The organism is Leclercia sp. LSNIH3, assembly GCF_002935105.1.
GTDB lineage: Bacteria > Pseudomonadota > Gammaproteobacteria > Enterobacterales > Enterobacteriaceae > Enterobacter > Enterobacter adecarboxylatus.
In genome coordinates this window covers 4,018,232-4,042,250 of record NZ_CP026387.1, presented here as the reverse complement: position 1 = coordinate 4,042,250, position 24,019 = coordinate 4,018,232, and the positions used below count along the sequence as shown (strand labels likewise).

General features: G+C 58.1%; 20 protein-coding genes and 1 pseudogene. 7 read left to right on the top strand and 14 right to left on the bottom strand.

Annotated elements, in window-relative coordinates; genetic code table 11:
- Positions 1-124: 124 nt before the first annotated feature.
- On the top strand, positions 125-2,158 hold the full coding sequence (gene metG, locus C3F35_RS19555; protein WP_103792162.1) for a methionine--tRNA ligase: 2,034 nt from the start codon (positions 125-127) through the stop codon (positions 2,156-2,158).
- Between the two features lie 115 nt (positions 2,159-2,273).
- On the opposite strand, the gene C3F35_RS19550 is transcribed toward metG, so the two are convergent.
- Genes C3F35_RS19550 through C3F35_RS19540 form a run of 3 tightly spaced genes read right to left on the bottom strand, consistent with a single transcriptional unit; the run spans position 2,274 to position 5,192 of the window.
- Entirely contained in the window at positions 2,274-2,744 is a 471-nt protein-coding gene (locus C3F35_RS19550; protein ID WP_032612542.1) for a DUF1456 family protein, read from the bottom strand.
- 46 nt (positions 2,745-2,790) lie between these two features.
- Positions 2,791-3,510, bottom strand: coding sequence for a two-component system response regulator BtsR (gene btsR, locus C3F35_RS19545; RefSeq protein WP_103792163.1), 720 nt, complete (start codon positions 3,508-3,510; stop codon positions 2,791-2,793).
- The gene (locus C3F35_RS19540) at positions 3,504-5,192 is read right to left on the bottom strand and encodes a sensor histidine kinase (protein ID WP_103792164.1); all 1,689 of its coding nucleotides are present in this window, start codon (positions 5,190-5,192) and stop codon (positions 3,504-3,506) included. The genes btsR and C3F35_RS19540 overlap by 7 nt, the downstream gene beginning before the upstream one ends.
- A 218-nt stretch (positions 5,193-5,410) precedes the next feature.
- Between C3F35_RS19540 and mlrA the strand changes: the two genes are divergently transcribed.
- Both mlrA and C3F35_RS19530 read left to right on the top strand, forming a co-directional pair.
- Entirely contained in the window at positions 5,411-6,145 is a 735-nt protein-coding gene (gene mlrA / locus C3F35_RS19535; RefSeq protein WP_059307534.1) for an HTH-type transcriptional regulator MlrA, read from the top strand.
- Positions 6,146-6,204: 59 nt separating this feature from the next.
- Positions 6,205-6,318 carry a protein YohO gene (locus C3F35_RS19530; protein ID WP_071886432.1) on the top strand — a complete coding sequence of 38 codons (114 nt, stop codon included), beginning with the start codon at positions 6,205-6,207 and terminating at the stop codon, positions 6,316-6,318.
- On the opposite strand, the gene C3F35_RS19525 is transcribed toward C3F35_RS19530, so the two are convergent.
- From C3F35_RS19525 to bglX, 5 genes are all read right to left on the bottom strand, one after another.
- A complete protein-coding gene (locus C3F35_RS19525; protein ID WP_103792165.1) occupies positions 6,293-7,030 on the bottom strand; it encodes an ABC transporter permease in 738 nt (245 codons plus the stop codon). The two genes, C3F35_RS19530 and C3F35_RS19525, sit on opposite strands and share 26 nt — an antisense overlap.
- The gene (locus C3F35_RS19520; RefSeq protein WP_059307532.1) at positions 7,014-7,964 is read right to left on the bottom strand and encodes an ABC transporter ATP-binding protein; all 951 of its coding nucleotides are present in this window, start codon (positions 7,962-7,964) and stop codon (positions 7,014-7,016) included. Before C3F35_RS19520 ends, C3F35_RS19525 begins: the two co-directional genes overlap by 17 nt.
- Positions 7,957-9,114 (bottom strand): ABC transporter permease, encoded by a 1,158-nt coding sequence (locus C3F35_RS19515; protein ID WP_103792166.1) that lies wholly within the window; start codon positions 9,112-9,114, stop codon positions 7,957-7,959. The genes C3F35_RS19520 and C3F35_RS19515 overlap by 8 nt, the downstream gene beginning before the upstream one ends.
- Before the next feature lie 15 nt (positions 9,115-9,129).
- Positions 9,130-10,047 (bottom strand): glycine betaine ABC transporter substrate-binding protein OsmF, encoded by a 918-nt coding sequence (gene osmF, locus C3F35_RS19510; protein ID WP_103792167.1) that lies wholly within the window; start codon positions 10,045-10,047, stop codon positions 9,130-9,132.
- Between the two features lie 547 nt (positions 10,048-10,594).
- The gene (bglX, locus tag C3F35_RS19505; protein ID WP_103792168.1) at positions 10,595-12,892 is read right to left on the bottom strand and encodes a beta-glucosidase BglX; all 2,298 of its coding nucleotides are present in this window, start codon (positions 12,890-12,892) and stop codon (positions 10,595-10,597) included.
- 189 nt (positions 12,893-13,081) lie between these two features.
- Here bglX and dld point away from each other — a divergent pair, with 189 nt between their 5' ends.
- Both dld and C3F35_RS19495 read left to right on the top strand, forming a co-directional pair.
- Positions 13,082-14,839 carry a D-lactate dehydrogenase gene (gene dld, locus C3F35_RS19500; protein WP_103792169.1) on the top strand — a complete coding sequence of 586 codons (1,758 nt, stop codon included), beginning with the start codon at positions 13,082-13,084 and terminating at the stop codon, positions 14,837-14,839.
- Positions 14,840-14,938: 99 nt separating this feature from the next.
- Positions 14,939-15,492: pseudogene (locus C3F35_RS19495) on the top strand (GNAT family N-acetyltransferase).
- 64 nt (positions 15,493-15,556) lie between these two features.
- Here the strand turns inward: C3F35_RS19495 and pbpG are convergent.
- Together pbpG and C3F35_RS19485 are read right to left on the bottom strand one after the other, a co-directional pair.
- Positions 15,557-16,477: a D-alanyl-D-alanine endopeptidase gene (pbpG, locus tag C3F35_RS19490; RefSeq protein WP_059307528.1), complete on the bottom strand. Its 921-nt coding sequence runs from the start codon at positions 16,475-16,477 to the stop codon at positions 15,557-15,559.
- Between the two features lie 167 nt (positions 16,478-16,644).
- On the bottom strand, positions 16,645-17,232 hold the full coding sequence (locus C3F35_RS19485; protein WP_032612563.1) for a Yip1 family protein: 588 nt from the start codon (positions 17,230-17,232) through the stop codon (positions 16,645-16,647).
- A 150-nt stretch (positions 17,233-17,382) separates the two neighbouring features.
- On the opposite strand from C3F35_RS19485, the gene C3F35_RS19480 reads away from it, so the two are divergent.
- Together C3F35_RS19480 and C3F35_RS19475 are read left to right on the top strand one after the other, a co-directional pair.
- Positions 17,383-17,649: a hypothetical protein gene (locus C3F35_RS19480; RefSeq protein ID WP_103792170.1), complete on the top strand. Its 267-nt coding sequence runs from the start codon at positions 17,383-17,385 to the stop codon at positions 17,647-17,649.
- Positions 17,650-17,673: 24 nt separating this feature from the next.
- Positions 17,674-18,234, top strand: a complete 561-nt coding sequence (locus C3F35_RS19475; RefSeq protein WP_059307526.1) for a DedA family protein — start codon at positions 17,674-17,676, stop codon at positions 18,232-18,234.
- Between the two features lies 1 nt (position 18,235).
- Here the strand turns inward: C3F35_RS19475 and C3F35_RS19470 are convergent, their stop codons facing one another.
- The 4 genes from C3F35_RS19470 to bglF form a co-directional block, all read right to left on the bottom strand.
- Positions 18,236-19,009, bottom strand: coding sequence for an SDR family oxidoreductase (locus tag C3F35_RS19470; protein ID WP_103792171.1), 774 nt, complete (start codon positions 19,007-19,009; stop codon positions 18,236-18,238).
- Positions 19,010-19,061: 52 nt separating this feature from the next.
- The gene (gene mdtQ, locus C3F35_RS19465) at positions 19,062-20,480 is read right to left on the bottom strand and encodes a multidrug resistance outer membrane protein MdtQ (RefSeq protein ID WP_103792172.1); all 1,419 of its coding nucleotides are present in this window, start codon (positions 20,478-20,480) and stop codon (positions 19,062-19,064) included.
- Positions 20,481-20,624: 144 nt separating this feature from the next.
- The gene (locus tag C3F35_RS19460) at positions 20,625-22,019 is read right to left on the bottom strand and encodes a glycoside hydrolase family 1 protein (RefSeq protein ID WP_103792173.1); all 1,395 of its coding nucleotides are present in this window, start codon (positions 22,017-22,019) and stop codon (positions 20,625-20,627) included.
- A 12-nt stretch (positions 22,020-22,031) separates the two neighbouring features.
- The gene (gene bglF / locus C3F35_RS19455; RefSeq protein ID WP_103792174.1) at positions 22,032-23,894 is read right to left on the bottom strand and encodes a PTS beta-glucoside transporter subunit IIABC; all 1,863 of its coding nucleotides are present in this window, start codon (positions 23,892-23,894) and stop codon (positions 22,032-22,034) included.
- Between the last annotated feature and the right edge of the window lie 125 nt (positions 23,895-24,019).

Genomic DNA, 24,019 nt, shown 5'->3' with positions numbered 1-24,019 from the left:
TGTTATTGTGGATAAGAGCTTTGTTGAACAAGTTTACCTGAAAGGCCGTGGTTTGTGCTTACTTAATAATGCCCCTTTTGGTACTATCAAAACCCTTTTCACTACCAAAGAAGTAATGTCCACTATGACTCAAGTCGCGAAAAAAATTCTGGTGACGTGCGCTCTGCCGTACGCTAACGGCTCAATCCACCTCGGCCACATGCTGGAGCATATCCAGGCTGATGTCTGGGTCCGTTACCAACGAATGCGCGGCCATCAGGTTAACTTCATCTGTGCAGACGATGCACACGGCACGCCGATCATGCTGAAAGCACAGCAGCTCGGGATCAGCCCGGAACAGATGATTACTGAAATGAGTCAGGAGCATCAGACGGATTTTGCTGGCTTCGACATCAGCTACGACAACTATCACTCCACGCACAGCGACGAGAACCGTGAGCTGTCGGAGCTGATCTACACCCGTCTGAAAGAGAACGGTTTTATTAAAAACCGCACCATTTCTCAGCTCTACGATCCGGAAAAAGGCATGTTCCTGCCGGACCGTTTTGTGAAAGGCACCTGCCCGAAATGTAAATCCCCGGATCAGTATGGCGATAACTGCGAAGTGTGCGGTGCAACCTACAGCCCGACCGAACTGATTGAGCCGAAATCCGTGGTATCCGGTGCCACGCCGGTGATGCGTGATTCCGAACACTTCTTCTTCGACCTGCCATCCTTCAGCGAAATGCTGCAGGCATGGACCCGCAGCGGCGCACTGCAGGAGCAGGTGGCGAACAAAATGCAGGAGTGGTTTGAGTCCGGCCTGCAGCAGTGGGATATCTCCCGCGATGCGCCGTATTTCGGCTTCGAAATCCCGAACGCACCGGGCAAATACTTCTACGTCTGGCTGGATGCGCCAATCGGCTACATGGGTTCCTTCAAGAACCTGTGCGATAAGCGCGGCGACACCACCAGCTTCGAGGAGTACTGGAAAAAAGATTCCGACGCCGAGCTGTACCACTTCATCGGCAAGGACATTGTTTACTTCCACAGCCTGTTCTGGCCAGCCATGCTGGAAGGCAGCGGCTTCCGCAAGCCGACCAACCTGTTCGTTCACGGCTATGTCACGGTGAATGGCGCGAAGATGTCCAAATCGCGCGGGACTTTCATTAAGGCCAGCACCTGGTTGAACCATTTTGACGCCGACAGCCTGCGCTACTACTACGCGGCGAAGCTCTCTTCCCGTATCGACGATATCGACCTGAACCTGGAAGATTTCGTTCAGCGCGTGAACGCCGACATCGTTAACAAGGTGGTCAACCTGGCCTCCCGTAACGCCGGTTTCATTGCCAAACGTTTTGACGGCGTGATGGCGGCTGAACTGGCGGATCCGGCGCTCTACAAAACCTTCACCGACGCGGCTACCGTGATTGGCGAAGCCTGGGAAAGCCGCGAGTTCGGTAAAGCAGTGCGTGAGATCATGGCCCTGGCCGATCTGGCTAACCGTTACGTTGACGAGCAGGCTCCGTGGGTAGTGGCAAAACAGGAAGGCCGCGATGCCGACCTGCAGGCAATCTGCTCTATGGGTATCAACCTGTTCCGCGTGCTGATGTCCTATCTGAAGCCTGTGCTGCCGCAGTTGGCCGCGCGTACCGAAGCGTTCCTGAACACCGAACTGAGCTGGGACAGCATTAACCAGCCGCTGCTCGGCCACAAGCTGAACGCGTTCAAAGCGCTGTACAACCGTATCGAGATGAAACAGGTTGAAGCCCTGGTTGAAGCGTCGAAAGAAGAGGTGAAAGCCGCAGCCGCGCCGGTTACCGGCCCGCTGGCAGACGATCCGATTCAGGAGACCATTACGTTTGATGATTTCGCCAAAGTTGATCTGCGCGTGGCGCTGATTGAAAACGCGGAATTTGTTGAAGGCTCCGACAAACTGCTGCGCCTGACCCTGGATCTGGGTGGCGAGAAGCGCAACGTCTTCTCCGGTATTCGTTCTGCTTATCCAGACCCGCAGGCGCTGATTGGTCGCCATACGGTGATGGTGGCGAACCTTGCCCCGCGCAAAATGCGCTTCGGCATCTCAGAAGGGATGGTGATGGCCGCAGGCCCTGGCGGGAAGGATATCTTCCTGTTAAGCCCGGATAGCGGTGCGCTGCCTGGTCATCAGGTGAAATAACAAAAAAGCCGGAGATACTCTCCGGCTTTTTTTTATACCTTTTACTACCCGCTGCTCTCCCCTCCCTGTGGAAGAGGATCGGGGCGAGACGTAAAGCCGCCCCCCCTGGCAATCATCACGGTTTCGGGTGGTGCACCCGATGCGTCAGCCCACGCAGGAAATTACGCAGAAACTGATCTCCGCACTCGCGGTAGTTTTTATGATCCGGCGCGCGCATCATGGCGGTGATCTCCGGCATCGACACGCGATATTTCTGCTCGGTCATGATCGCCAGAATATCGTCGGTCTTCAGCGAAAAAGCGATACGCAGCTTTTTCAGCACCGTGTTGTTGTTGACCCGACGCTCGAGCGCCAGCTCAGGCGCAGACTCATCTTTGCCGCGCTTGTCATAAATAAGACCGTTCAGGAAACCTGACAGGATGATGTCCGGGCAGCGAACAAAACCCTCTTCATCCTCTTTGGTCATCCAGGTGTCGAATCCGGCAGAGGTGGATTCCATATCGGCAAGCGCAAGAATGCGCACCATGTCGTTATTATTGGCTTTCAAGGTGTAGCGCAGGCTACGAAGAATATCATTACTGAGCATAGAGCCTTCGAGTGTCGATGATGCAATGGCGCGCAGTGTAGCAGTTTTACAACCCTATCGCCTCTTTCAAACTTTTCAGATAGCGACGGCTGACCGGCACCGTCTGCCCGGCCCGCAGCACCAGCTCCGCCTGGCCGTTCTCCTCCAGACGGATCTCTTTCAGGTGCGCCATGTTGACCAGGTACTGACGATGGCAGCGCAGCAGCGGCGTGCGGCTCTCCAGGGTGCGTAGCGTCAGCTCGGTAAAGCCCTCTTTGCCTTCACCGCTGGTGACAAACACCCCGCTCATCCGGCTGCTGACAAAGGCCACGTCATCCATCTGCAACAGATAGATGCGGCTGTGGCCGGTACAGGGGATAAATTTCAGCGGCTGCTGATGTTCCGCCAGCAGCGATACGTCCTGCACGTTGCGGTCATGGCGCAGGCGGTTGAGGGTCTTTTCCAGCCGCTGCTCTTCAATGGGTTTTAGCAGATAGTCGAACGCGTGCTCTTCAAAGGCTTTGACCGCGTACTCATCAAAGGCGGTGAGAAACACGATGTAGGGGCGATGTTCAGGATCGAGCATGCCCACCATCTCCAGGCCGCTGATGCGCGGCATCTGGATATCCAGAAATAGCACGTCGGGGCGCAGCTTGTGCACTGCCCCGATGGCCTCGATGGCATTCGCGCACTCGCCAACAATTTCAATATCACTCTGCTCCTGCAGCAAAAACCGCAGGTTTTCCCGTGCCAGAGGTTCATCATCGACAATCAGCACATTCAACATGCGTGTTCCTCCAGAGGCAATCTTAAGGTTATGCGGGTAAAGCAGTCCGGCTCGCAGACAACGGTGATGCCGCAATCCTCGCCAAAATGGGCGCGCAGGCGTTTATCCACCAGCCCCATCCCCAGGCCGCCGCCCTCGTTGGTCGCGGTATAGAGTCCGGCGTTGTCTTCGATATCCAGCACCAGATAGCGGTTAAAGCGGCTGGCGGTAATGGCGATTTCGCCGGTGCCCAGCAGCTGCGAGGTGCCGTGCTTAATCGCATTTTCCACAATCGGCTGTAAGGTGAAGGCCGGAAGCTGCTGCCAGGCCAGTTCCTCCGGCACCGAAAGCGACACCTGCAGGCGCGACTGAAAACGCGCCTGCTCAATTTGCAGATAGGCATTCACATGCTCAATCTCATCGGCAAGGGTGACGATTTCCGACGGCCGCTTCAGGTTTTTGCGAAAAAAGGTCGAGAGAAACTGCACCAGTTGCGTCGCCTGCTCGCTGTCACGGCGGATCACCGCCTTCAGGGTGTTCAGCGCGTTAAACAGAAAATGCGGGTTAACCTGCGCATGCAGGAGCTTGATCTCCGACTGGGTGAGCAGCGCCTTCTGCCGCTCGTACTGACCAGCAAGGATCTGCGCCGACAGCAGCTGGGCTATCCCCTCCCCCAGAGTGCGGTTGATGGAGCTGAACAAACGGTTTTTCGCTTCATACAGTTTGATGGTGCCCATCACCCGCTGATTTTCACCGCGCAGCGGGATCACCAGCGTCGAACCCAACTTGCACTGTGGATGCAGCGAGCAGCGGTACGGCACTTCGTTACCGTCGGCGTAGACGACCTCTCCGGTCTCAATCGCGCGCAGCGTATAGGCAGAGGAAATCGGTCTGCCGGGCTGGTGATGATCGTCCCCGGTGCCGGTAAAGGCCAACAGCTTTTCGCGATCGGTAATGGCGACGGCGCTGATATCCAGCTCCTGATGCAGCACCTGGGCCACCTTCATACTGTTCTCTTCGTTAAAGCCCTGACGCAGGATCCCCTCCGTCGAGGCCGCCACCTTCAGCGCGGTAGCGGAAAAGGCGGAGGTATACTTTTCAAACATGGCCCGCTTGTCGAGCAGGATACGCATAAACAGCGCAGCACCCAGGGTGTTGGTGACCATCATCGGCGCGGCAATGCTGCTGACCAGATGCAGGGCATCCTCGAACGGACGCGCAATCAGCAAAATGATCATCATCTGCACCAGCTCGGCCACCAGAGTTACCATGCCTGCGGTGAGCGGGCTGAAGACCTTATCCGGGCGACCGCGCCGCACCATCACGCTGTGGATCAGGCCGCCAAGCAACCCTTCAACGATGGTTGAGATCATACAGCTCAGCGCCGTCATCCCGCCCATTGAGTAGCGGTGCAGCCCCCCGGTCAGGCCTACCAGCCCGCCGACCACCGGGCCGCCGAGCAGCCCGCCCATCACCGCGCCAATCGCACGGGTGTTGGCAATGGAGTCTTCAATATGCAGGCCGAGATAGGTGCCAAGAATGCAGAAGATAGAGAAGGTGACGTAGCAGAGCAGCTTGTGCGGCAGGCGAACCGTGACCTGCATTAGGGGGATAAACAGGCGCGTTTTACTCATCAACCAGGCGATGACCAGAAACACACACATCTGCTGAAGCAGCAGCAACACCAGATTAAATTCGTACATGCCCACAAACCACACACAGTAAAACCGCGTAACATACACCGAAGCGCATTAACTTTCCTGGCAGCCTGAAGATAAAAATGTGTTTTCGTGTCAGGCATCACACCTTTAACCCAACATAGTCTTAAATTCACCTTCGCCGGGCAAAAAAAGAGGGATCCTTCCTGGTTCGGCATTCTGCGTCTACAGTTAATCTGGGTATGTGCAAGCCGGGGGAAAACATGGCGCTCTACACGATTGGGGAAGTGGCACTCCTGTGTGATATCAACCCTGTAACGTTACGCGCATGGCAACGACGTTACGGATTACTCAAACCACAGCGAACCGACGGCGGACACCGGCTGTTCACCGATGCGGATATCGACCGCATCCGGGAGATAAAAGGATGGATCGATAACGGCGTTCAGGTTGGCAAGGTCAAAACGCTACTCAGCCCGGAAGGCCAGGAGGAGCAGGATATCTGGCGCGAACAACAGGAGGTACTGCTGCGTTACCTGCAGTCCGGCCATCTGCATCGCCTGCGCGTATGGCTCAAGGATCGCGGCAGCGAATACCCTGCACAAACCTTAATTTCGCACCTGTTTGTCCCGTTACGCCGAAGGTTGCAGTCGCAGCAGCCTACGTTGCAGGCGCTGCTGAGCGCCCTCGACGGGGTGCTAATCAATTACATCTGCATTTGTCTGGCCACCGCGCGTAAGAAGAACAGCAAGGATGCGCTGGTTGTTGGCTGGAACGTGCAGGACACCACCCGACTGTGGCTGGAAGCGTGGATTGCCGCGCAGGAGGGCTGGCGCGTCGACGTGCTGGCCCACTCGCTGGTGCAGCTGCGCCCCGAACTGTTCGACGGGCAGACGCTGCTGGTCTGGTGCGGCGAATCCCCGACCGCAGCGCAGAAGCAGCAGCTTACCCAGTGGCAGGCGCATGGTTACCCCGTGTTCCCGCTGAAAGGCAATTAATGGTTCATTAACAGCCATGCTTCACCGTATAATCGCTCTGTTAACATCAGGAGCACATTATGAAGGCAACCAAAGTCGCGGTTATCACCCTGTTCTTACTCATGGCCATCAGCGGTATTGGCGGCGTGATGCTGGCAGGGTATTCATTTATTGTCCGTGGCGGTGTCGGCTGAGGCGCTTAGCCAGGCGCTCAAAGGTGCGATCCACCACAATCGCCGCCAGCGCCACCAGTAACGCCCCCTGGATAATATAGGCCGTATTAAACCCGCTTAAGCCGATGATGATCGGCGTCCCCAGCGTATTTGCCCCTACCGTAGAGGCAATAGCCGCGGTACCGATATTAATAATCACCGACGTGCGGATCCCGGCCAGCATGACCGGCGCAGCAAGCGGCAACTCAACGTTGCGCAGACGCTGCCAGCCGCTCATGCCCATCCCTTCTGCCACACTGATGGCCGCTGCGGGCACGGACGCCAGCCCCGCCAGCGTTGCCTGCAAAATCGGCAGTACCCCATAGAGGATCAGCGCGATAATCGCGGGTTGTTGCCCAAATCCCATCACCGGCACCGCAATCGCCAGCACCGCCACCGGCGGAAAGGTCTGCCCGACCGCGGCGATGGTCTCGACCAGCGGGCGAAACTCACGCCCCGCCGGGCGCGTAACGGCGATCCCGGCCCCGGCCCCCAGCACAATCGCCACCAGGCTTGAGATCCCTACCAGCCAGAAGTGGGCCAGCGTCAGGCTAACGAAACTTTCCTGCTGATAGACCGGGCGCGGCAGCTCTGGGAACAACGCGCTGAACAGCGGCGCGCTGTAAGGCATCGCCATCAGCAGCGCCACAAAAAGCAACACCAGCCACAGGAGCGGCTCACGTAACCACGTCATTTACCGCCTCCGGGGTGAGCAGGTCGCGAAACCAGAGCGTACCGCACGGCCTGTCCTGGTCGTCCACCACCGGCAGGCGTTCACTGCCGCTGCTGACAAACGCCGAGAGCGCATCCCGCAGGCTCATGGAGGCGCGCAGCGGGCTGGCCTCGCCCGGCGTAATGTCCCGGCGCATCGACTCGCCCACCGTGCGCAGCGACAGCAGACGTACGCCCAGCTCGCTGCGGCCAAAAAACTCCCGCACGAACCCATTCGCGGGCTTAGTCAGCAGCGTCAGCGGCGTTCCTTGCTGCACGACTCTGCCGTTATCCATCAAGACCAGATGGTCGGCCAGCCGAAGTGCCTCGTCGATGTCGTGAGTGACCAGAATAATGGTGCGGCCGAGGATGCGGTGGATACGGGTCATCTCCGCTTGCAGAGCGCTACGGGTCACCGGGTCGAGGGCGCCAAAAGGTTCATCCATCAGCAATACCTCAGGGTTGGCCGCCAGCGCGCGCGCCACGCCCACCCGCTGCTGCTGCCCGCCGGAAAGTTGATGCGGGTAGCGCTCGCGCAGTACCGGCTCCAGCCCCAGCAGCGCCATCAGCTCATCCACCCGATCGTTAATTTTTTGCCGGGACCATTTTTGCAGCTGCGGCACAGTGGCGATGTTGCGGGCCACCGTCCAGTGCGGGAACAGGCCAATGGACTGGATGGCATAGCCCATCCGCCGCCGCAGCTCCAGCACCGGCAGGCTGCGGATCTCCTCTCCGGCAAAGCGGATCAGGCCGCTGTCGTGTTCTACCAGCCGGTTGATCATCTTCAGAGTGGTCGATTTGCCCGACCCCGAGGTGCCAATCAGCACCGAAAAAGCCCCTTCGGCAAAGGTCAGGTTCAGATCGCTGACCGCTGGCTCCCCGGCAAACGTTTTATTTACATCATGAAATTCAATCATCGGTTCTCCTTCGCAGCAGGGCGATCCACAGGGCAAAGAGCGCATCCACCACCACTGCCAGCGCGATCGTCGGGATCACGCCCAGCAGTACCAGATCCAGCGCGCTGCTCAGCAGCCCCTGGAACACCAGCGCCCCGAATCCGCCGGCACCAATTAACGCCGCAATTACCGCCATTCCCACCGTCTGTACTGCCACCACCCGCAGGCCGCGCAACAGTACCGGCAGCGCCAGAGGGAGCTGGATCTGCCAGAAGCGCTGGCGGGTATTCATGCCCATGGCGTCGGCGCTCTCCAGCACCTCGGCAGGGACCTGGCTTAGCCCCGCCAGCACGCCGCGCGCCAGGGGCAGCAGCGCATACAGCACCAGCGCGATAAGCGCGGGAGTCATACCGGTTCCGGCAATTCCCAGCGACGACAGCCACGGCCAGGCGCGGGTCAGCCCGGCCAGCGGGGCAATCAGCAGGCCGAACAGCGCCACGGAGGGCACGGTCTGAATCACGCTCAGGACGGCAAACACGGGCCCCTGATACGTCGGGCGGCGATAACAGAGGATCCCCAGCGGGACGCCGATCAGCAGCGCCGGCAACAGGGTGCCCAGCAGTAAGGTCAGATGCTGCGCGAGGGCGGCGTTAAAGGTATCTTCGCGGTTGGTATACTCTTTCAGCAGGGACAGCGAGTGGAGTTCACCGCTGAATAACAGCAGCAGCGGCAGGATCCAGATTTGCGCCTGCAGCAGCCAGCGCCAGAGCGGCTGCGCGCTGAGCCGCCGAATGGCATCGCTGCAGGCCAACAGGCAGAGCGCCAGCCACAGCCACAGGCCGCTCCCGACCGCGGTACGCGCCAGCGGGCTTTCGCTGGTGGCGAGGTGAGAAGCCGCCAGCCCGGCGCTCCAGACCAGCGCGGCAAACAGCAGCTCGCACACCACCAGGGTCGTCGCTAACGCCCATCGTCCGCGGGCGAGGGTCAACGCCAGCAGCAGGCCCAGCGGTAACAGCAGTAACGCAGGGGAAAATGACCACACCTGCCAGAGGGCACGCCCCTCCCCGGACACCAGCCGGTTAGGGGCGAAATTGACAAAAGGTAACGCGGCTGCGGCCAGGGCTATAACAGCCAACAGCAGCAGGACGCGGTTATGACATCGTATCGGCACCGAACTGTCCTGGGGCTACTTCACCAGCCCTTTCTGCTTCAGATAATCTGCCGCCACTTTTTTGGCATCCAGCCCTTCCACTGCAATGCTGGCGTTCAGCTGTTGCAGGGTTTTCTCATCCAGCGTTTCAAAGACCGGCTTCAGCCAGGTGTCCAGCTCCGGGTAGGCCTTCAGCACCGCTTCGCGTACGACCGGCGTTGGAGCATAAATAGGCTGAACGCCTTTCGGATCGGTAAGGGTTTGCAGACCCAGCGCCGCCACCGGGCCGTCAGTGCCGTAGGCCATCGCCGCGTTCACGCCCGAGGTTTGCTGGGCCGCCGCTTTGATGGTCACGGCGGTATCACCGCCTGCCAGCGACAGGAGCTGGCTCTGATCGAGCTTGAACTCATAGGCTTTTTCAAACGCTGGCAGGGCATCCGGGCGCTCGATAAATTCTGCCGAGGCGGCGAGTTTGAAATCGCCCTTCTTTTTCAGGTAGCGGCTGAGATCCTCAAGCGAGGTGAGCTTGCCTTTCTCCGCCAGGTCCTTGCGTACCGCGATGGTCCAGGTGTTGTTGGCCGGGGCCGGGGTAAGCCACATCAGCTTGTTCTGTTCGGCATCGAGCTTTTTCACTTTCTCATACCCGGCCTTAGCGTTTTTCCACGCCGGGTCGTTTTCATCTTTGAAGAAAAAGGCGCCGTTGCCGGTGTATTCCGGGTAGATATCCAGCTCACCGGAGGTGATCGCGCCGCGCACCACCGGGGTGGTGCCCAGCTGCACTTTATTGACGGTTTTTACGCCGTGGCTCTCCAGCACCTGCAGGATGATGTTGCCGAGCAGCGCGCCTTCCGTATCAATTTTTGACCCGACTTTTACCGGCTCTGCTGCCTGTAAAGGCAGGCTCAACGCCGCCAGTAATGCCGTTGAGCCAATAATCCCCTTTAAGATAGTCATTCCACTTTCCTCATGTTTTTGCCGCCGTTTTCAGTGGCTTGTGAGAAAAGCGTAGTCGATAAGCGCCGTTTTATCCCTGGTCCGGCAGTTTTAACGTAACAGTGAGCACGCAGGCGGCGAAACAGCGAACAGCGAGCGCTCCCGGATGACAAAGCAGACGAACAACAGCCCGACCATGAACGAGACGATAATGGCAGTAAGACCGCAGCGGTCGGGCTCGAAATCGCCTGACTCGCGCGACATATTGCTCGCTGTCAGCGGTTAAGGGAGAGGCATGACACGCGGTTTTATCGCCCGGTTTGCGCGCGCTTTTTGCGGAGGTTGAGCGAAGGATGAACCCGAGTGCGGTGTCAGAAAGCGCTTTTGATGAAGTGCATGTTTTGCGGCGGTAGCCAGAACTGAACTGTGAAAACCTTCACAATCTATTGCGAAAAGAGGGAGCCAAAAACGAGGATTAACCGGCTTACAGGATGAAGGGAGGAAAATTTTGGGGCCTCTCGCCAATGATGTGAGGCGGCCCCGCCTGGGTATTGCCGGATGGCAAGGTTTACAGCAGCTCGAACTCGCCCTTGTTAACCCGGGCAGAATCGACGCCGATAAAGACGTTGTATTTGCCTGGCTCGGCGTCGTATTTCATCTGCTGATTCCAGAACTTGAGCGCATCCACGTCAATCGGGAAGCTGACGGTTTTGGTTTCGCCCGGTTTCAGGTGCACCTTTTCGAAGCCACGCAGCTGTTTCACCGGACGGCTCATGGAGGCGGTAACATCCTGGACGTACATCTGGATCACCGTATCCCCTTCGCGTTTGCCGCTGTTGGTCACGTCGACGCTGGCAGTGACGTTACCGTCCGCTTTCATGGTCGGAGCCGACATTTTCACCTCAGAAACGGTGAAGGTGGTGTAGCTCAGGCCGTAGCCAAACGGATAGAGCGGGCCGTTAGCTTCGTCGAAATAGCGCGAGGTGTACTTGTTCGGTTTATCCGCGTTGTACGGACGGCCGGTATTCAGGTGGCTGTAGTACACCGGGATCTGGCCGACGGAACGCGGGAAGGACATCGGCAGTTTGCCCGACGGGTTGTAATCGCCAAACAGCACGTCGGCAATGGCGTTACCGCCCTCGGTACCGGCAAACCAGGTTTCCAGAATCGCGTCAGCCTGCTGGTTCTCATCAACCAGCGCCAGCGGGCGACCGTTCATCAGCACCAGCACCAGCGGTTTACCGGTGGCTTTCAGCGCGGCAATCAGCGCCTTCTGGCTCTGAGGAAGGGTGATATCGGTGCGGCTTGAGGCTTCATGCGCCATACCCTGGGCTTCACCGACCACGGCCACCACCACGTCGGACTGCTTCGCGGCGTTAACGGCCTCGTCGATCATCTCCTGCGCCGGACGCGGATCGACCTTCACCGCCTCTTCATACTGGTTGAGGAAGGTAACGATGTCGTTATCGCCGGTGACGTTGGCACCTTTGGCGTAAATTACCTTGCCCTTGTCGCCCAGCGCATCTTTAATGCCGGTCAGCACGGTCACTGACTGATCGGCCACGCCCGCCGCAGACCAGCTGCCCATCACGTCGCGCTTGCTGTCAGCCAGCGGCCCTACTACTGCCACGGTGCCGGATTTCGCCAGCGGCAGCGTTTCCAGACGGTTTTTCAGCAGCACCAGGCTTTCGCGCGCTACGTCGCGCGCTTCCTTACGATGTAAACGGCTTTCGGCGTTGGTGTCTGACGGGTCGGACTCTTTTGGCCCCAGATGGCTGTACGGATCGTTGAACAGCCCCATGTCATATTTCACGTTAAGCACGTGGCGCGTGGCGTCGTCCAGCTCTGCCATGGTGACTTTGCCGCTTTTCACCAGACCCGGCAGGTATTTGCTGTAGTACTCGTCGCTCATGCTCATGTTGATGCCGGACTTCAGTGCCACCCGCACCGCATCTTCAGGATCGGCCGCGGTGCCATGCTTAATCAGCTCCTTGATCGCCCCGTGATCGGACACGGTGATGCCTTTAAAGCCCCACTGGTCGCGCAGGACATCTTTCAGCAGCCAGCTGTCGGACGTGGCTGGCGTGCCGTTCAGCGAGTTGAGGGCCACCATCACCGCGCCGCTCCCGGCATCGAGACCGGCTTTGTACGGCGGCATATAGTCGTTAAACAGACGCTGAGGACTCATGTCGACGGTGTTGTACTCTTTCCCGCCCTCCACTGCGCCATAGGCGGCGAAGTGCTTGACGCTGGTCATCACCGAGTAGCGATCCGCCGGGCTTTTACCCTGCATCGCTTCCACCATGGTTTTACCCATTATGGAGGTTAAATAGGTATCTTCCCCAAAGCCTTCCGAGCCGCGGCCCCAGCGTGGATCGCGGGAGACGTCAACCATCGGTGCCCAGGTCATGTTCAGACCGTCGTCTGCGGCTTCATAGGCTGAAACGCGGCCGACGGTTTTCACCGCCTCAAGGTTAAAGGAGGAGGCCAGGCCGAGACTGATGGGGAAGACGGTACGCTGGCCGTGAACCACGTCATAGGCGAAGAATAACGGGATTTTCAGGTGGCTGAGTTCCATCACCTGATCCTGCATCGCGCGGATATCCTGGCGGGTAACGGTGTTAAAAATTGCCCCAACCTGCCCGTTTTTGATCATTTCGCGAATGGCTTCTTTCGGATTATCCGGCCCGACGCTAATCAGACGCAGCTGGCCGATTTTCTCATCAACCGACATCTTTGTGAGCAGATCGGTGACAAAAGCGTCGCGGGCTTCCGGCGTCAGCGGATGATTACCAAACAGGTCATCAGCCAGCGCGGGCTGTAGCGCCAGACTTACTGCCACACCTACAGAACAGAGCCATTTCATCTCGTTTACTCTCTCATCAATAACCGCCGGATAGTCGCGGCCAGACCGTACGAAAAGCGCAGTGTGCCATAAACCCTGTGAACCTTGCAGGGTTTATTCTCTGATTTTTCTGGTGAATACTGGTTCGCTTAAACATTAATCGCGCTATGATTTTGGACGACGTATTCGACTGACCACAAGGGGTGGATGATGTCTTTTGAACAACCGCACGATAACACCGACTTTATTAATGAACTGACGCGACTGGTGGGGTCAGCCCACCTGCTGACCGACGCCGCGAAAACCGCGCGCTACCGCAAGGGTTTTCGCTCCGGTCAAGGGGACGCGCTGGCGGTGGTTTTCCCGGGCACGCTGCTGGAACTGTGGCGGGTGCTCAGCGCCTGCGTGGCGGCAGACAAAATTATTCTGATGCAGGCGGCCAATACCGGCCTGACCGAAGGCTCCACGCCGAACGGCAACGATTACGACCGCGAGATTGTGATTATCAGCACCCTGCGCCTCGACAAGTTGCATCTGCTGGATAAAGGCGAGCAGGTGCTGGCCTATCCGGGGACCACGCTCTACTCCCTGGAAAAAGCGCTGAAGCCGCTGGGCCGGGAGCCGCACTCGGTGATTGGCTCATCCTGTATTGGCGCGTCGGTGATTGGCGGGATCTGCAATAACTCCGGTGGCTCGCTGGTGCAGCGCGGCCCGGCCTACACCGAAATGTCGCTGTTTGCGCGTATCGACGAGCAGGGCAAACTGACCCTGGTGAACCACCTGGGCATCGATCTGGGCGTCACGCCGGAGCAGATCCTCAGCAAGCTGGATGACGATCGCGTTAAGGACAGCGATGTGCTGCATGACGGGCGTCACGCCCACGATCATGACTACATCACCCGGGTGCGCGAAATCGATGCCGATACCCCCGCCCGCTATAACGCTGACCCGGATCGCCTGTTTGAGTCCTCCGGCTGTGCGGGCAAGCTGGCGGTCTTTGCCGTGCGGCTGGATACCTTCCCGGCCGAGAAGCGGCAGCAGGTGTTTTACATTGGCACCAACCAGCCGGAAGTGCTGACCACCATTCGTCGTCATATTCTCGGGGAGTTCACCCACCTGCCAGTCGCCGGGGAGTATATGCACCGGGATATTTACGACATTGCCGAACGCTACGGTAAAGATACCTTCCTGATGATCGACAAGCTCGGCACCGACAAGATGCCCTTCTTCTTCACCATGAAGGGGCGCACCGATGCGATGCTGGAGAAGGTGTCGCTGTTTAAGCCCCACTTTACCGACCGCTTTATGCAAAAGATTGGCAACGCCTTCCCGGCGCACCTGCCGCCGCGGATGAAAAGCTGGCGAGATAAGTACGAGCATCACCTGCTGTTGAAGATGGCAGGCGATGGGATTGCCGAAGCACAAAGCTGGCTGGCCGAGTTCTTTAAAACCGCCGAAGGCGACTTCTTCGCTTGTACGCCTGAAGAGGGCAGCAAAGCCTTTTTACACCGGTTTGCCGCCGCCGGGGCCGCGATCCGCTACCAGGCCGTACATGCCGACGAAGTGGAAGATATTCTGGCGCTGGATATTGCCCTGCGCCGCAACGATACCGACTGGTTTGAGACGCTGCCGCCGGAGATCGACAGCCAGCTGGTGCATAAGCTCTATTACGGTCACTTTATGTGCTATGTCTTCCATCAGGATTACATCGTCAAAAAAGGGGTCGATGCCCATGCCCTGAAGGCACAGATGCTGGAGTTACTGCGGGCGCGCGGGGCGCAATATCCCGCGGAACACAATGTGGGTCACATTTACGAAGCGCCGGCCGCATTAAAGCAGTTTTATCGCGAAAACGACCCGACAAATAGCATGAACCCGGGCATTGGAAAAACAACCAAGCATAAAAACTGGAAGGAACAGCCTGAAGCAGCGGGTCATAGCCCGCAACCCACTGATCAAACCAGTTAGCCCACTGGACCTGCTGTTAAGCCCTCAGGAATCGTACTAGAGTAACCCCGGGTCGCCAGAGAAAACTTTCTCTGGCTTTTTTGCGAGGAGCGGACAGCTATGTCGGCTATTGAAACTTTTTCCGAAACTGATGTTCAGGTTCGCGATGCCGAGGCGGAGGACGCGCATGCCATTGCCGCCATCTACGCCTGGCATGTCCTTCACGGGCGCGCGTCCTTTGAAGAGGTTCCCCCTACCGTAGACGAAATGCGCCAGCGTATAAATACGGTGACCAGCCAGGGATTGCCCTGGCTGGTGGCGCTCTATCGGGGAATTGTGGTGGGCTTCTGTTACGCCACGCACTATCGAGCGCGCACCGGATACCGTTACACCATTGAAGAGTCGATTTACGTCGAGGCCAGCACGCCCGGACGCGGCTTTGGCAGCGCGCTGTTAAGCGCCCTGATTGCCCGTAGCGAAGAGGGACCGTGGCGACAGATGATCGCTATCGTCGGAGATGGACCAAACAATGCCGGTTCGTTACGCCTGCACAAAAAACACGGATTCGAAGTGGCGGGACAGCTCAGAAGTGTGGGTTATAAAAAAGGCGACTGGCGCGATACGCTAATTTTGCAACGTCCCTCAACGAGGGGGACTGGACGCTGCCGGAGTAATACACATTATTCCCGGCCTACAAACCGTAGGCCGGTATCACGTCACCCGGCGATGACAAACGACTCAATCGTTTTGTGCCGTCGCCATCTGCGCCGCTTTCTGCTTTTTATAACTCAGCGCCGCAGCCGGTACTGGCTGCACCTTCCCGGTTTCAATCCAGGTACGCAGGCGGCTGGCGTCGGCAAAGTGGGTATATTTGCCAAAGGCGTCCATGACCACCAGCGCCACCGGCTTGCCATTAAAGACCGTACGCATGACCAGACAGTGGCCCGCGGCGTTAGTAAAGCCGGTTTTAGTCAGCTGGATATTCCAGTTATCGCGGTAGACCAAATGGTTGGTGTTACGAAACGGCAGGGTATAGGCCGGGTTCGAGAAGGTCGCCATCTCTTCGCGAGTGGTGCTGAGCTGGCCAAGCAGTGGGTACTGCTTAGTGGCAATCAGCAGTCTCGTCAGATCCTGTGCCGTCGAGACATTATGAATCGACAGACCGGTCGGCTCCACAAAGTGCGTCTGAACCATCCCCAGTGCCTTCGCTTTCGCGTTCATCGCCCGGATAAACGCATCATAGCCACCCGGATAGTGGTGCGCGAGGCTTGCCGCGGCGCGGTTTTCCGAGGACATCAGCGCCAGCAGCAGCATGTTTTTACGGCTGATTTCGCTGTTCAGGCGTACGCGGGAGTAGATCCCTTTCATCTCTGGCGTGTGGCTGATATCGACGCGCAGTTTTTCATCCAGCGGCAGTCGTGCATCCAGCACCACCATCGCGGTCATTAATTTGGTAATCGAAGCGATCGGGCGCACCAGATTGGGGTGGCTGGAATAGATCACTTTGTTGGTATTCAAATCGACGATCATGGCGCTACCGGAGGCAATCTCCGGCTGGGTGGCAGTAGCCACAGCGGCAGGTTTAGCGATCGCCGTGGTCGCCACTGGCACAGTCAGCAACAGTGCCAGACTCAGTAAAGAAACGCGGAATTTCAGCATGGTGAGATTTCTGATAATTATTCATGCACGTAATAACGTACACCGCCCGGGTCATAGCGCGAACGCGGGCTGGCTAAGGCATCATAGCCGTCCAGATGCCTTGCTGCCAGCAGTTAATCGTGAACAGATGCTGCATTGCTGGCAATTACACCAGCAATGCAGGAGCCTCAGAAGAGACGATAACCATAGCCCCAAAGAATAACTGTCAGCGCCAGCAGCACTTCCAGCAACAGGACGCCAATGGCGAGCGTTGAACCAGAGAAGCTACGGCCCTCTTCTTTGTTGATATTCAGGAAGGTAGGAATACCGATATAGAGCAGATATCCGGTGTAAAACAGCGCCAGCGTCCCCACCAGGGCGCACAGCCAGACTAAAGGATAGAGCGCCACAATCCCGCTCAGAAACAGCGGCGTTGCCACGTACCCGGCAAACACCATACAGTGCGTCAGCGAAGGGCGCTGCGGATAATTACGCGCCATCCAGTAAATCACTCGCCCCATCACTGCGACACCCGCCAGCATCAGGGCATAAAACACCACCGCCAGCGCCAGGCCGGTGGTCCAGGAGAGTTTTACAATGTTGCCGTCGTCAAAATCCCAGCCAATTTGCGTGGTGCCAATAAAGGCGCAAATGACCGGCACCGCGGCCATCAGCAGCACATGGTGGGTGTAGTGATGACTGACCGTTTCGTTTTCGCTTCTTATGACGTGCATTTCACGATCGGGATGGGAAAAGAGTCCCCAGACATGGTTCATAACGCCCCCTTGTTGTCGGCCCGCTAGCGATAACTCAAGTATAACGCAGGCCTGAGATTATTTTTTGTACAGCGCAATAATGCAGCAAATTGCGGGGCGTTCTGATATGTTAATGCCTACTAAACAGGTAGTTACAAAAAGGCCTCTTTCATGCCGGAATTCATCTTTTTTAAAAAAGGAAATACCCTCTCGGCCCTTGAGAAGTCCAACGTGCAGGGAGCCAGGTTGTTGCTTGAGCAGGGTTATGAAAAACAGTTTGAAGAAATTATGGCCTCTGACAGCCAGCATGCCCTGGCGCGTCTGGCCGATATCAAAAAAGAAGAGGCCCTGACGGAACATGCCTTTATGACCTGGCCCGCTTTTGCCGCGGCGATGGCCATCATTATGATGGTTGTGGGGTATCTGTTCAGCAACTAGCGTTTCCTGCGCTACGCTTATCGTATGGATATTAATACTCTCATTGCACAGTATGGCTATGCCGCGTTGGTTGTGGGCAGCATAGCGGAAGGCGAAACCATCACCCTGCTGGGTGGCGTGGCGGCGCATCAGGGATTGTTACGTTTCCCGCTGGTCGTGGCGGCAGTCGCGCTGGGCGGGATGATCGGTGACCAGCTGCTCTATTTAGTCGGGGTGCGGTTTGGTCCGGCGATCCTGCGCCGTTTTTCCCGGCACCAGAAAAAAATCGACCGCGCACAGCGGCTGATCCAGCGCCATCCCTACCTGTTCGTCATCGGCACCCGCTTTATGTACGGATTTCGCATCATCGGGCCGTTGTTAATCGGCGCCAGCCGTCTGCCGCCCAAAATTTTCCTGCCGCTGAATATTGTGGGGGCTATCGTCTGGGCGCTGATCTTCACCACCTTAGGCTACGTCGGTGGCGAAGTGCTGGAGCCGTGGCTGCACTCGGTAAACCAGCACCTGCGCCACTGGTTCTGGCTGATCCTGGTGCTGGTGCTGGTCGTCGCGGTACGCTGGTGGCTGAAACGCCGGGACCGCAGCTGATTTACTCTGCCGGTTTAAACTGCGGATTGCCCAGCATAAAGCCACCATCGACGATAAACGACTGTCCGGTGGCGTAGCTGGCATCCGTATCACACAGCCAGGCCACGAGGCTTGCGATCTCTTTCGTATGCCCCGGCCGTGCCAGCGGGATATTCGGCATAGAACCCGGCTTCACTTCGCTGTCGTCCATATCGTTCATCGGCGTGGCGATGGCCCCGGGCGCGACGGCATTGACCAGAATATTGTGCTGCACCAGCTCCATCGCCATCGACTTGGTCAGGCCACCGAGGGCATGTTTGGCCGAGGTATAGGCGCTGGCTTCCGGCAGCGGGGTATGCTCATGCACCGAGGTGATATTGACGATACGCCCGCCCTCCCCCTGCTTCACCATCTGCCGGGCGGCAATCTGCGAGCAGAGAAACGCGCCATCCACATCGACCTTAAAAATGGACCGCCACTGGTCATATTCCATGTCGAGAAACGCGGCTTTGGTCATCGCCCCGGCGTTGTTAACCAGCACGTCGATGCGGCCAAAGCGGGAAATCAGCGTCTCGATCGCCTTTGCGCCGTCCGGTAGCTGGCTGAGATCCAGATGAATGGCCTCTGCCCGTTGCCCGCGCGCCTCAATTTCACGACAGGTTTTCAATGCCCCTTCTTCATCCGAGTGCCAGGTGACGCCAATATCAAATCCACGCTCCGCCAGCATCAGCGCCGTGGTTTTGCCGATCCCGGAATCCGATGCCGTCACAATAGCCACACGATTGTTTGAACCCATACTCACCTCCGAAAAAGAATACAAAGAGATAAGTATAGATACTTCTCACTTTCTACCCATGCTGATAGCCGCCGCCCAGTGCGGAGGTAAGCTGGAGAGTGGCATCGATGTACTGCCCCTGTAGCGTCAGCCCGGCGAGTTGTTCCTTGAGGGCGGGTAGTCTGGCTTCGCTGACGCGTGAACCGGCGACAATCCCCGCCCTGTAGCGCGCCTGCGCCAGGGCCACCACCCGCTCGGCATCGGCTTCAATTTTCTGTTGATGCTGATTTTTTGCCATTAAAGTTTCGACTTCGCTTGCGGTACGGGCCACCTGATTCACCGCTTCCACCACCGCCTTGTTGTAATTCGCTACCGACAGGTTGCTTTGCGCCTGGGCGATATCGAGGTTTGCATTCAGGCGTCCACTGTCAAAAATCGGCAGGGTCAGACCGGCGGTAACCCCCATCTGCTGCGCCGAGGAGCGGAACAGATCGCTTAAGTGCAGCGCATCCTGTTGCAGGAACGCCATCAGGTTGATATCGGGATAAAACGCGGCTTTTGCGGCATCCACGTCCCGTAGGGAAGCTTCGATATACCAGTGGGCCTCCTGCAGATCGGGGCGTCGGGCCAGCAGTGAGTAGCCCAGCGAGGAAGGCAATTTTGTCTCGACGGTGGGTAAGGCGTGCGGAGTGAGGGTTATCGACGCGGTGTTGGTCAGGGCCTGCAGACGCGCCTCAATGGCTTTCATGTTGCCGTTTACTTCCGCCAGCCGCTCTTCGGTTTTACTGGCATTGATGTCGGTTTCCACCCCTTCCACGGATGAGGTAATCCCCTGCTGATACAGCTCCCGGTCGGTACTGATGATATTTTGCTGCTCCTGTTTGATGGCAGTTAGCAGCTGCCCGGTCGCAGCCTGGGTCTGCCACTCCCAGTAGAGGCGCGCCACGCTGGTAGCAAGCAGCTGGCGGGTCTGTTGCAGCTCTGCCCGTTGTGCGTTGACTTTCCCGATGCGGGCCTCCACCTGGGCGCGGTTTTTGCCCCACAGATCCAGATCCCAGCCAGCGGTTAAACCCAGGGTGCCGTTAGTGTACCAGGGGCCGGTGGTGCCAGCCGCAGGGTCGGTGATCGCGAAAGGCCCCATCAGCCCCTCTGCTGACATTTTTTGCCGTTCGACATCGGCAGAAAAATCAACGTCCGGCCCTTCTGCGGCCATCGCCATTTTGGCCTGGGCTTCGGCAAGGGCAATGCGCTGACGGGCAATTTGCATATCTGGCGCGTCGGTCTGCGCTTTGACAATCAGGGCAGTGAGCTGCGGATCGTGGAATTCTTCCCACCACGTATTTTTTGGCCATTGACCGGCGGCCAGCCTGGAGGCAATTGTCGCGGCGGGGACCTGCTGTTTAAGCGATGCAGTCGTATCGTGGTGAGGGGCACAGGCAACAAGTAACAAGGAGAGAGGCAGGCAGAAGCCGTAAAAACGTGAACGTTTCATCAGGTTATTCACATAAAAAAAGAAGGCTGCAACATACGCTCACAGCGCTTCGTTTTTTTAGGAATCGGTGGCAATCCACACTTTGTCATACCTGGATATATTCAGAAAAAACACCCGGCGCGCTGCCGGGTGCTCTGGCGATCCTTAGCCTTTCAGCGAAGCGCCGTGGGTCGCAATCACTTCCTGATACCAGTAAAAACTCTTCTTGCGGCTGCGCGCCAGCGTGCCTGCCCCGCTGTCGTCACGATCGACGTAGATAAAACCGTAGCGTTTGGAAAGCTCCGCTCTGGAGGCGCTCACCAGATCGATCGGCCCCCAGCTGGTGTAGCCCATCACCTCTACGCCGTCCTCAATCGCCTCGCGCACCTGCACCAGATGGTCGTTGAGGTAGCTGATACGGTAATCGTCCTGCACCATGCCGTCAGCGTCCGGCTTGTCCTTCGCGCCCAGACCGTTCTCAACAATGAACAGCGGCTTCTGATAGCGATCCCAAAGCACGTTCAGTAAGGTGCGCAGGCCAACCGGGTCGATCTGCCAGCCCCACTCCGAGCTGGCCAGATGCGGGTTCGGCACCATGCTCAGGATGTTGCCGCGCGCCTGCTGGTTCAGCTCGTCATCGGTGGTGACACAGCCGGTCATGTAGTAGCTGAAGGAGATAAAGTCGATAGTCGATTTCAGCGCCTCGCGATCGGCCTCGGTGATCTCAAGGGTAATGCCGTTATCGCGGAAGAAGCGCAGCATATAGCCCGGGTACGCCCCGCGGCACTGCACATCCCCGAAGAACTGCCAGGCGCGGTTCTCCTGCAAGGCTTCCAGCACGTCGTCTGGCTTGCAGGTCAGCGGATAGACCAGGCCGCCCAGCAGCATGTTGCCGATTTTCGCGTCCGGGATAATCTCGTGGCAGGCTTTTACCGCCAGCGCGCTCGCCACCAGCTGATGGTGGATCGCCTGATAAACCTCCGCCTTGCTGCTGGTCTCCGGCAGACCGACACCGGTCATCGGCGCGTGCAAGGACATGTTGATCTCGTTAAAGGTGAGCCACAGCTTGACCTTATGCTGATAGCGGGTGAAGACGGTGCGGGCATAGTGTTCGAAGAAACCGATCACCTGACGGTTGCCCCAGCCGCCGTACTGTTTCACCAGCCCCCACGGCATCTCGTAATGTGAGAGCGTCACCAGCGGGGTGATGTTATGCGCCGCCAGCTCGTCAAACAGCTTGTCGTAAAAGGCCAGTCCGGCCTCGTTCGGCTGCTGCTCATCGCCGTTCGGGAAGATACGTGTCCAGGCAATGGAGACGCGCAGGCAGTTGAAGCCCATTTCGGCGAACAGTTTGATATCTTCCGGGTAGCGGTGATAGAAATCGATCGCCACGTCTTTAATGCCGCTGTCGCCAGCCACCCGCTCCACGACCGGGCCAAACACCCCCTGCGGCTGGACGTCAGAGGTGGACAACCCTTTGCCATCCTCCAGGTAAGCCCCTTCGACCTGATTCGCGGCAACCGCGCCGCCCCATAAAAAATCATTCGGGAAAGTTTTCATTCGGTTCTCCTGTTACTGATGGCTGACGCAAAGTAACGGTGCGCCGGCCTGGACGGCGGTTGCCGCCACGGTCGCGACATCACGGTAGTCGTCACTGTTGCTGATAATAATCGGGGTCGCCAGATCGTATCCGGCATCAAGAATGGCCTGACGGTCGAACTCCAGCAGCAGATCGCCCGGCTGTATTTTGTCCCCCACCTTCACGTGGGCGGTAAACGGCTTGCCGTCGAGCTTCACGGTGTCGATTCCGACGTGGATCAGCACTTCGATGCCGCTGTCGCTCAGCAGGCCGATGGCATGTTTGGTGGCAAATAGCGAGGCGACTTCCCCGGCGAAGGGGGCAATCACTTTGTTATCGGCAGGCACGATAGCCGCGCCCTGACCAAGCAGGCCGCTGGCAAAGGTGGCGTCCGGCACCTGGTCCAGCGCCAGCACCGTGCCACGCATCGGTGACAGAACAGTGTTTTCATCGAGAGTAACGGCCACCGGTGCCGTTTCTGTCTCACGACCCGGCATCCCGGCCATCATCGTCAGGACACAACTCAGCACCAGCGCCACCAGCATGCCTGCAATCCCGCCCCACAGCGTGGCATCCACCCCACCCGGCGGGATCATCTGCGCGATGGTGAAGATGTTGCCGAAGCCAAATGAGTAAACATGGGTGTCGAAGAAACCGACAATCGCGCCGCCCACCGCCCCGGCCACGCAGCCAAAGATAAAGGGACGACGTAAAGGCAGGTTCACGCCATACACCGCCGGTTCGGTGACGCCAAAGATCCCGGCCGTCACTGAAGAACCCGCCAGCATCTTCTGCCGTGCATCGCGGCTGCGCAGGAAGACGCCTAACGCCGCCCCCACCTGGCCATATACCGCTGGCAGCAGCATCGGCAGCATGGAGTCATGACCCAGCACGGCAAGGTTGTTGATCATCAGCGGCACCAGCCCCCAGTGCAGGCCAAAGATAACGCACACCTGCCATACCGCGCCCATCGCCGCTCCCGCCAGCCAGGGAGCAAGCACGTAGATCCACTGATAGCCGTTCGCCAGCATCTGGCTGAGCCAGGTGGCTACCGGGCCGATCACCAGAAAGGTCAGCGGAACCGTGACGCCGAGGCAGATCAGCGGGGTAAAGAAATTTTTCATCGCCGACGGCAGGCGTTTGCTGCCCTGCTTTTCCAGCCAGCAGCTAACCCAGGCGGCGAGGATGATCGGAATGACTGATGTACTGTAGTTAAACCAGGTCACCGGAATAGAGAGGAAGGCATTGGCCGCCGCGCCCGCCTGCTGACTGGCCTCAAAGGCCTGAATCATGGTCGGATGCACCAGCGCCCCGCCAATCACCATGGTGATAAACGGGTTGCCGCCAAACTTTTTCCCGGCGGTGTAGCCCAGCACCAGCGGGAAGAAGAAGAACAACGCGTCACTGCTGGCAAACCAGATTTTGTACGTGCCGCTGTCGGTGGTCAGCCAGCCGCACACCACGGCCAGCGCCAGTATCCCCTTCAGGATCCCCGAGGCGGCGAGGACGCCGATAAAGGGGGTAAAGATGCCGGAGACAATATCGATAAGGTGGCCGCCGAGGCTGGTTTTTTCGCCTTTCTCCTCTGCGGCGGGTCCTGCGTCATCCGCCAGCCCGGCCTCCTGACAGACCGCCTGCCAGACGTCGTGAACGTGGTTGCCAATTACCACCTGGAACTGGCCGCCGCTTTCGACCACCATGATGACCCCGGGATTGTTCTTCAGCCCTTCAGCATCCGCACGTTGAGAATCTTTCAGTTTGAAACGTAGCCGGGTAGCGCAATGAACCAGGCTGACAATGTTCTCTTTGCCGCCAACGTGGCCGAGAATATCCTTCGCCAGTGCTTGATATTCCATCTCTGTATCCTTCTTCGCTGCCCGCAGGCAGGGTTTGACTGAGTCCTAAAAATAAAAAAACCCGAGAACGACGCCCTTTCGGGAGCCGCGCTCAGGTTTTGCCTGCACAGTGCAGTAACAATCCG

Coding starts and splice junctions, on each gene's coding strand:
- metG (WP_103792162.1), top strand. CDS start 125: ATGACTCAAGTCGCGAAAAAAATTCTGGTGACGTGCGCTCTGCCGTAC.
- C3F35_RS19550 (WP_032612542.1), bottom strand. CDS start 2,744: ATGCTCAGTAATGATATTCTTCGTAGCCTGCGCTACACCTTGAAAGCC.
- btsR (WP_103792163.1), bottom strand. CDS start 3,510: ATGTTGAATGTGCTGATTGTCGATGATGAACCTCTGGCACGGGAAAAC.
- C3F35_RS19540 (WP_103792164.1), bottom strand. CDS start 5,192: ATGTACGAATTTAATCTGGTGTTGCTGCTGCTTCAGCAGATGTGTGTG.
- mlrA (WP_059307534.1), top strand. CDS start 5,411: ATGGCGCTCTACACGATTGGGGAAGTGGCACTCCTGTGTGATATCAAC.
- C3F35_RS19530 (WP_071886432.1), top strand. CDS start 6,205: ATGAAGGCAACCAAAGTCGCGGTTATCACCCTGTTCTTACTCATGGCC.
- C3F35_RS19525 (WP_103792165.1), bottom strand. CDS start 7,030: ATGACGTGGTTACGTGAGCCGCTCCTGTGGCTGGTGTTGCTTTTTGTG.
- C3F35_RS19520 (WP_059307532.1), bottom strand. CDS start 7,964: ATGATTGAATTTCATGATGTAAATAAAACGTTTGCCGGGGAGCCAGCG.
- osmF (WP_103792167.1), bottom strand. CDS start 10,047: ATGACTATCTTAAAGGGGATTATTGGCTCAACGGCATTACTGGCGGCG.
- bglX (WP_103792168.1), bottom strand. CDS start 12,892: ATGAAATGGCTCTGTTCTGTAGGTGTGGCAGTAAGTCTGGCGCTACAG.
- dld (WP_103792169.1), top strand. CDS start 13,082: ATGTCTTTTGAACAACCGCACGATAACACCGACTTTATTAATGAACTG.
- pbpG (WP_059307528.1), bottom strand. CDS start 16,477: ATGCTGAAATTCCGCGTTTCTTTACTGAGTCTGGCACTGTTGCTGACT.
- C3F35_RS19485 (WP_032612563.1), bottom strand. CDS start 17,232: ATGAACCATGTCTGGGGACTCTTTTCCCATCCCGATCGTGAAATGCAC.
- C3F35_RS19480 (WP_103792170.1), top strand. CDS start 17,383: ATGCCGGAATTCATCTTTTTTAAAAAAGGAAATACCCTCTCGGCCCTT.
- C3F35_RS19475 (WP_059307526.1), top strand. CDS start 17,674: ATGGATATTAATACTCTCATTGCACAGTATGGCTATGCCGCGTTGGTT.
- C3F35_RS19470 (WP_103792171.1), bottom strand. CDS start 19,009: ATGGGTTCAAACAATCGTGTGGCTATTGTGACGGCATCGGATTCCGGG.
- mdtQ (WP_103792172.1), bottom strand. CDS start 20,480: ATGAAACGTTCACGTTTTTACGGCTTCTGCCTGCCTCTCTCCTTGTTA.
- C3F35_RS19460 (WP_103792173.1), bottom strand. CDS start 22,019: ATGAAAACTTTCCCGAATGATTTTTTATGGGGCGGCGCGGTTGCCGCG.
- bglF (WP_103792174.1), bottom strand. CDS start 23,894: ATGGAATATCAAGCACTGGCGAAGGATATTCTCGGCCACGTTGGCGGC.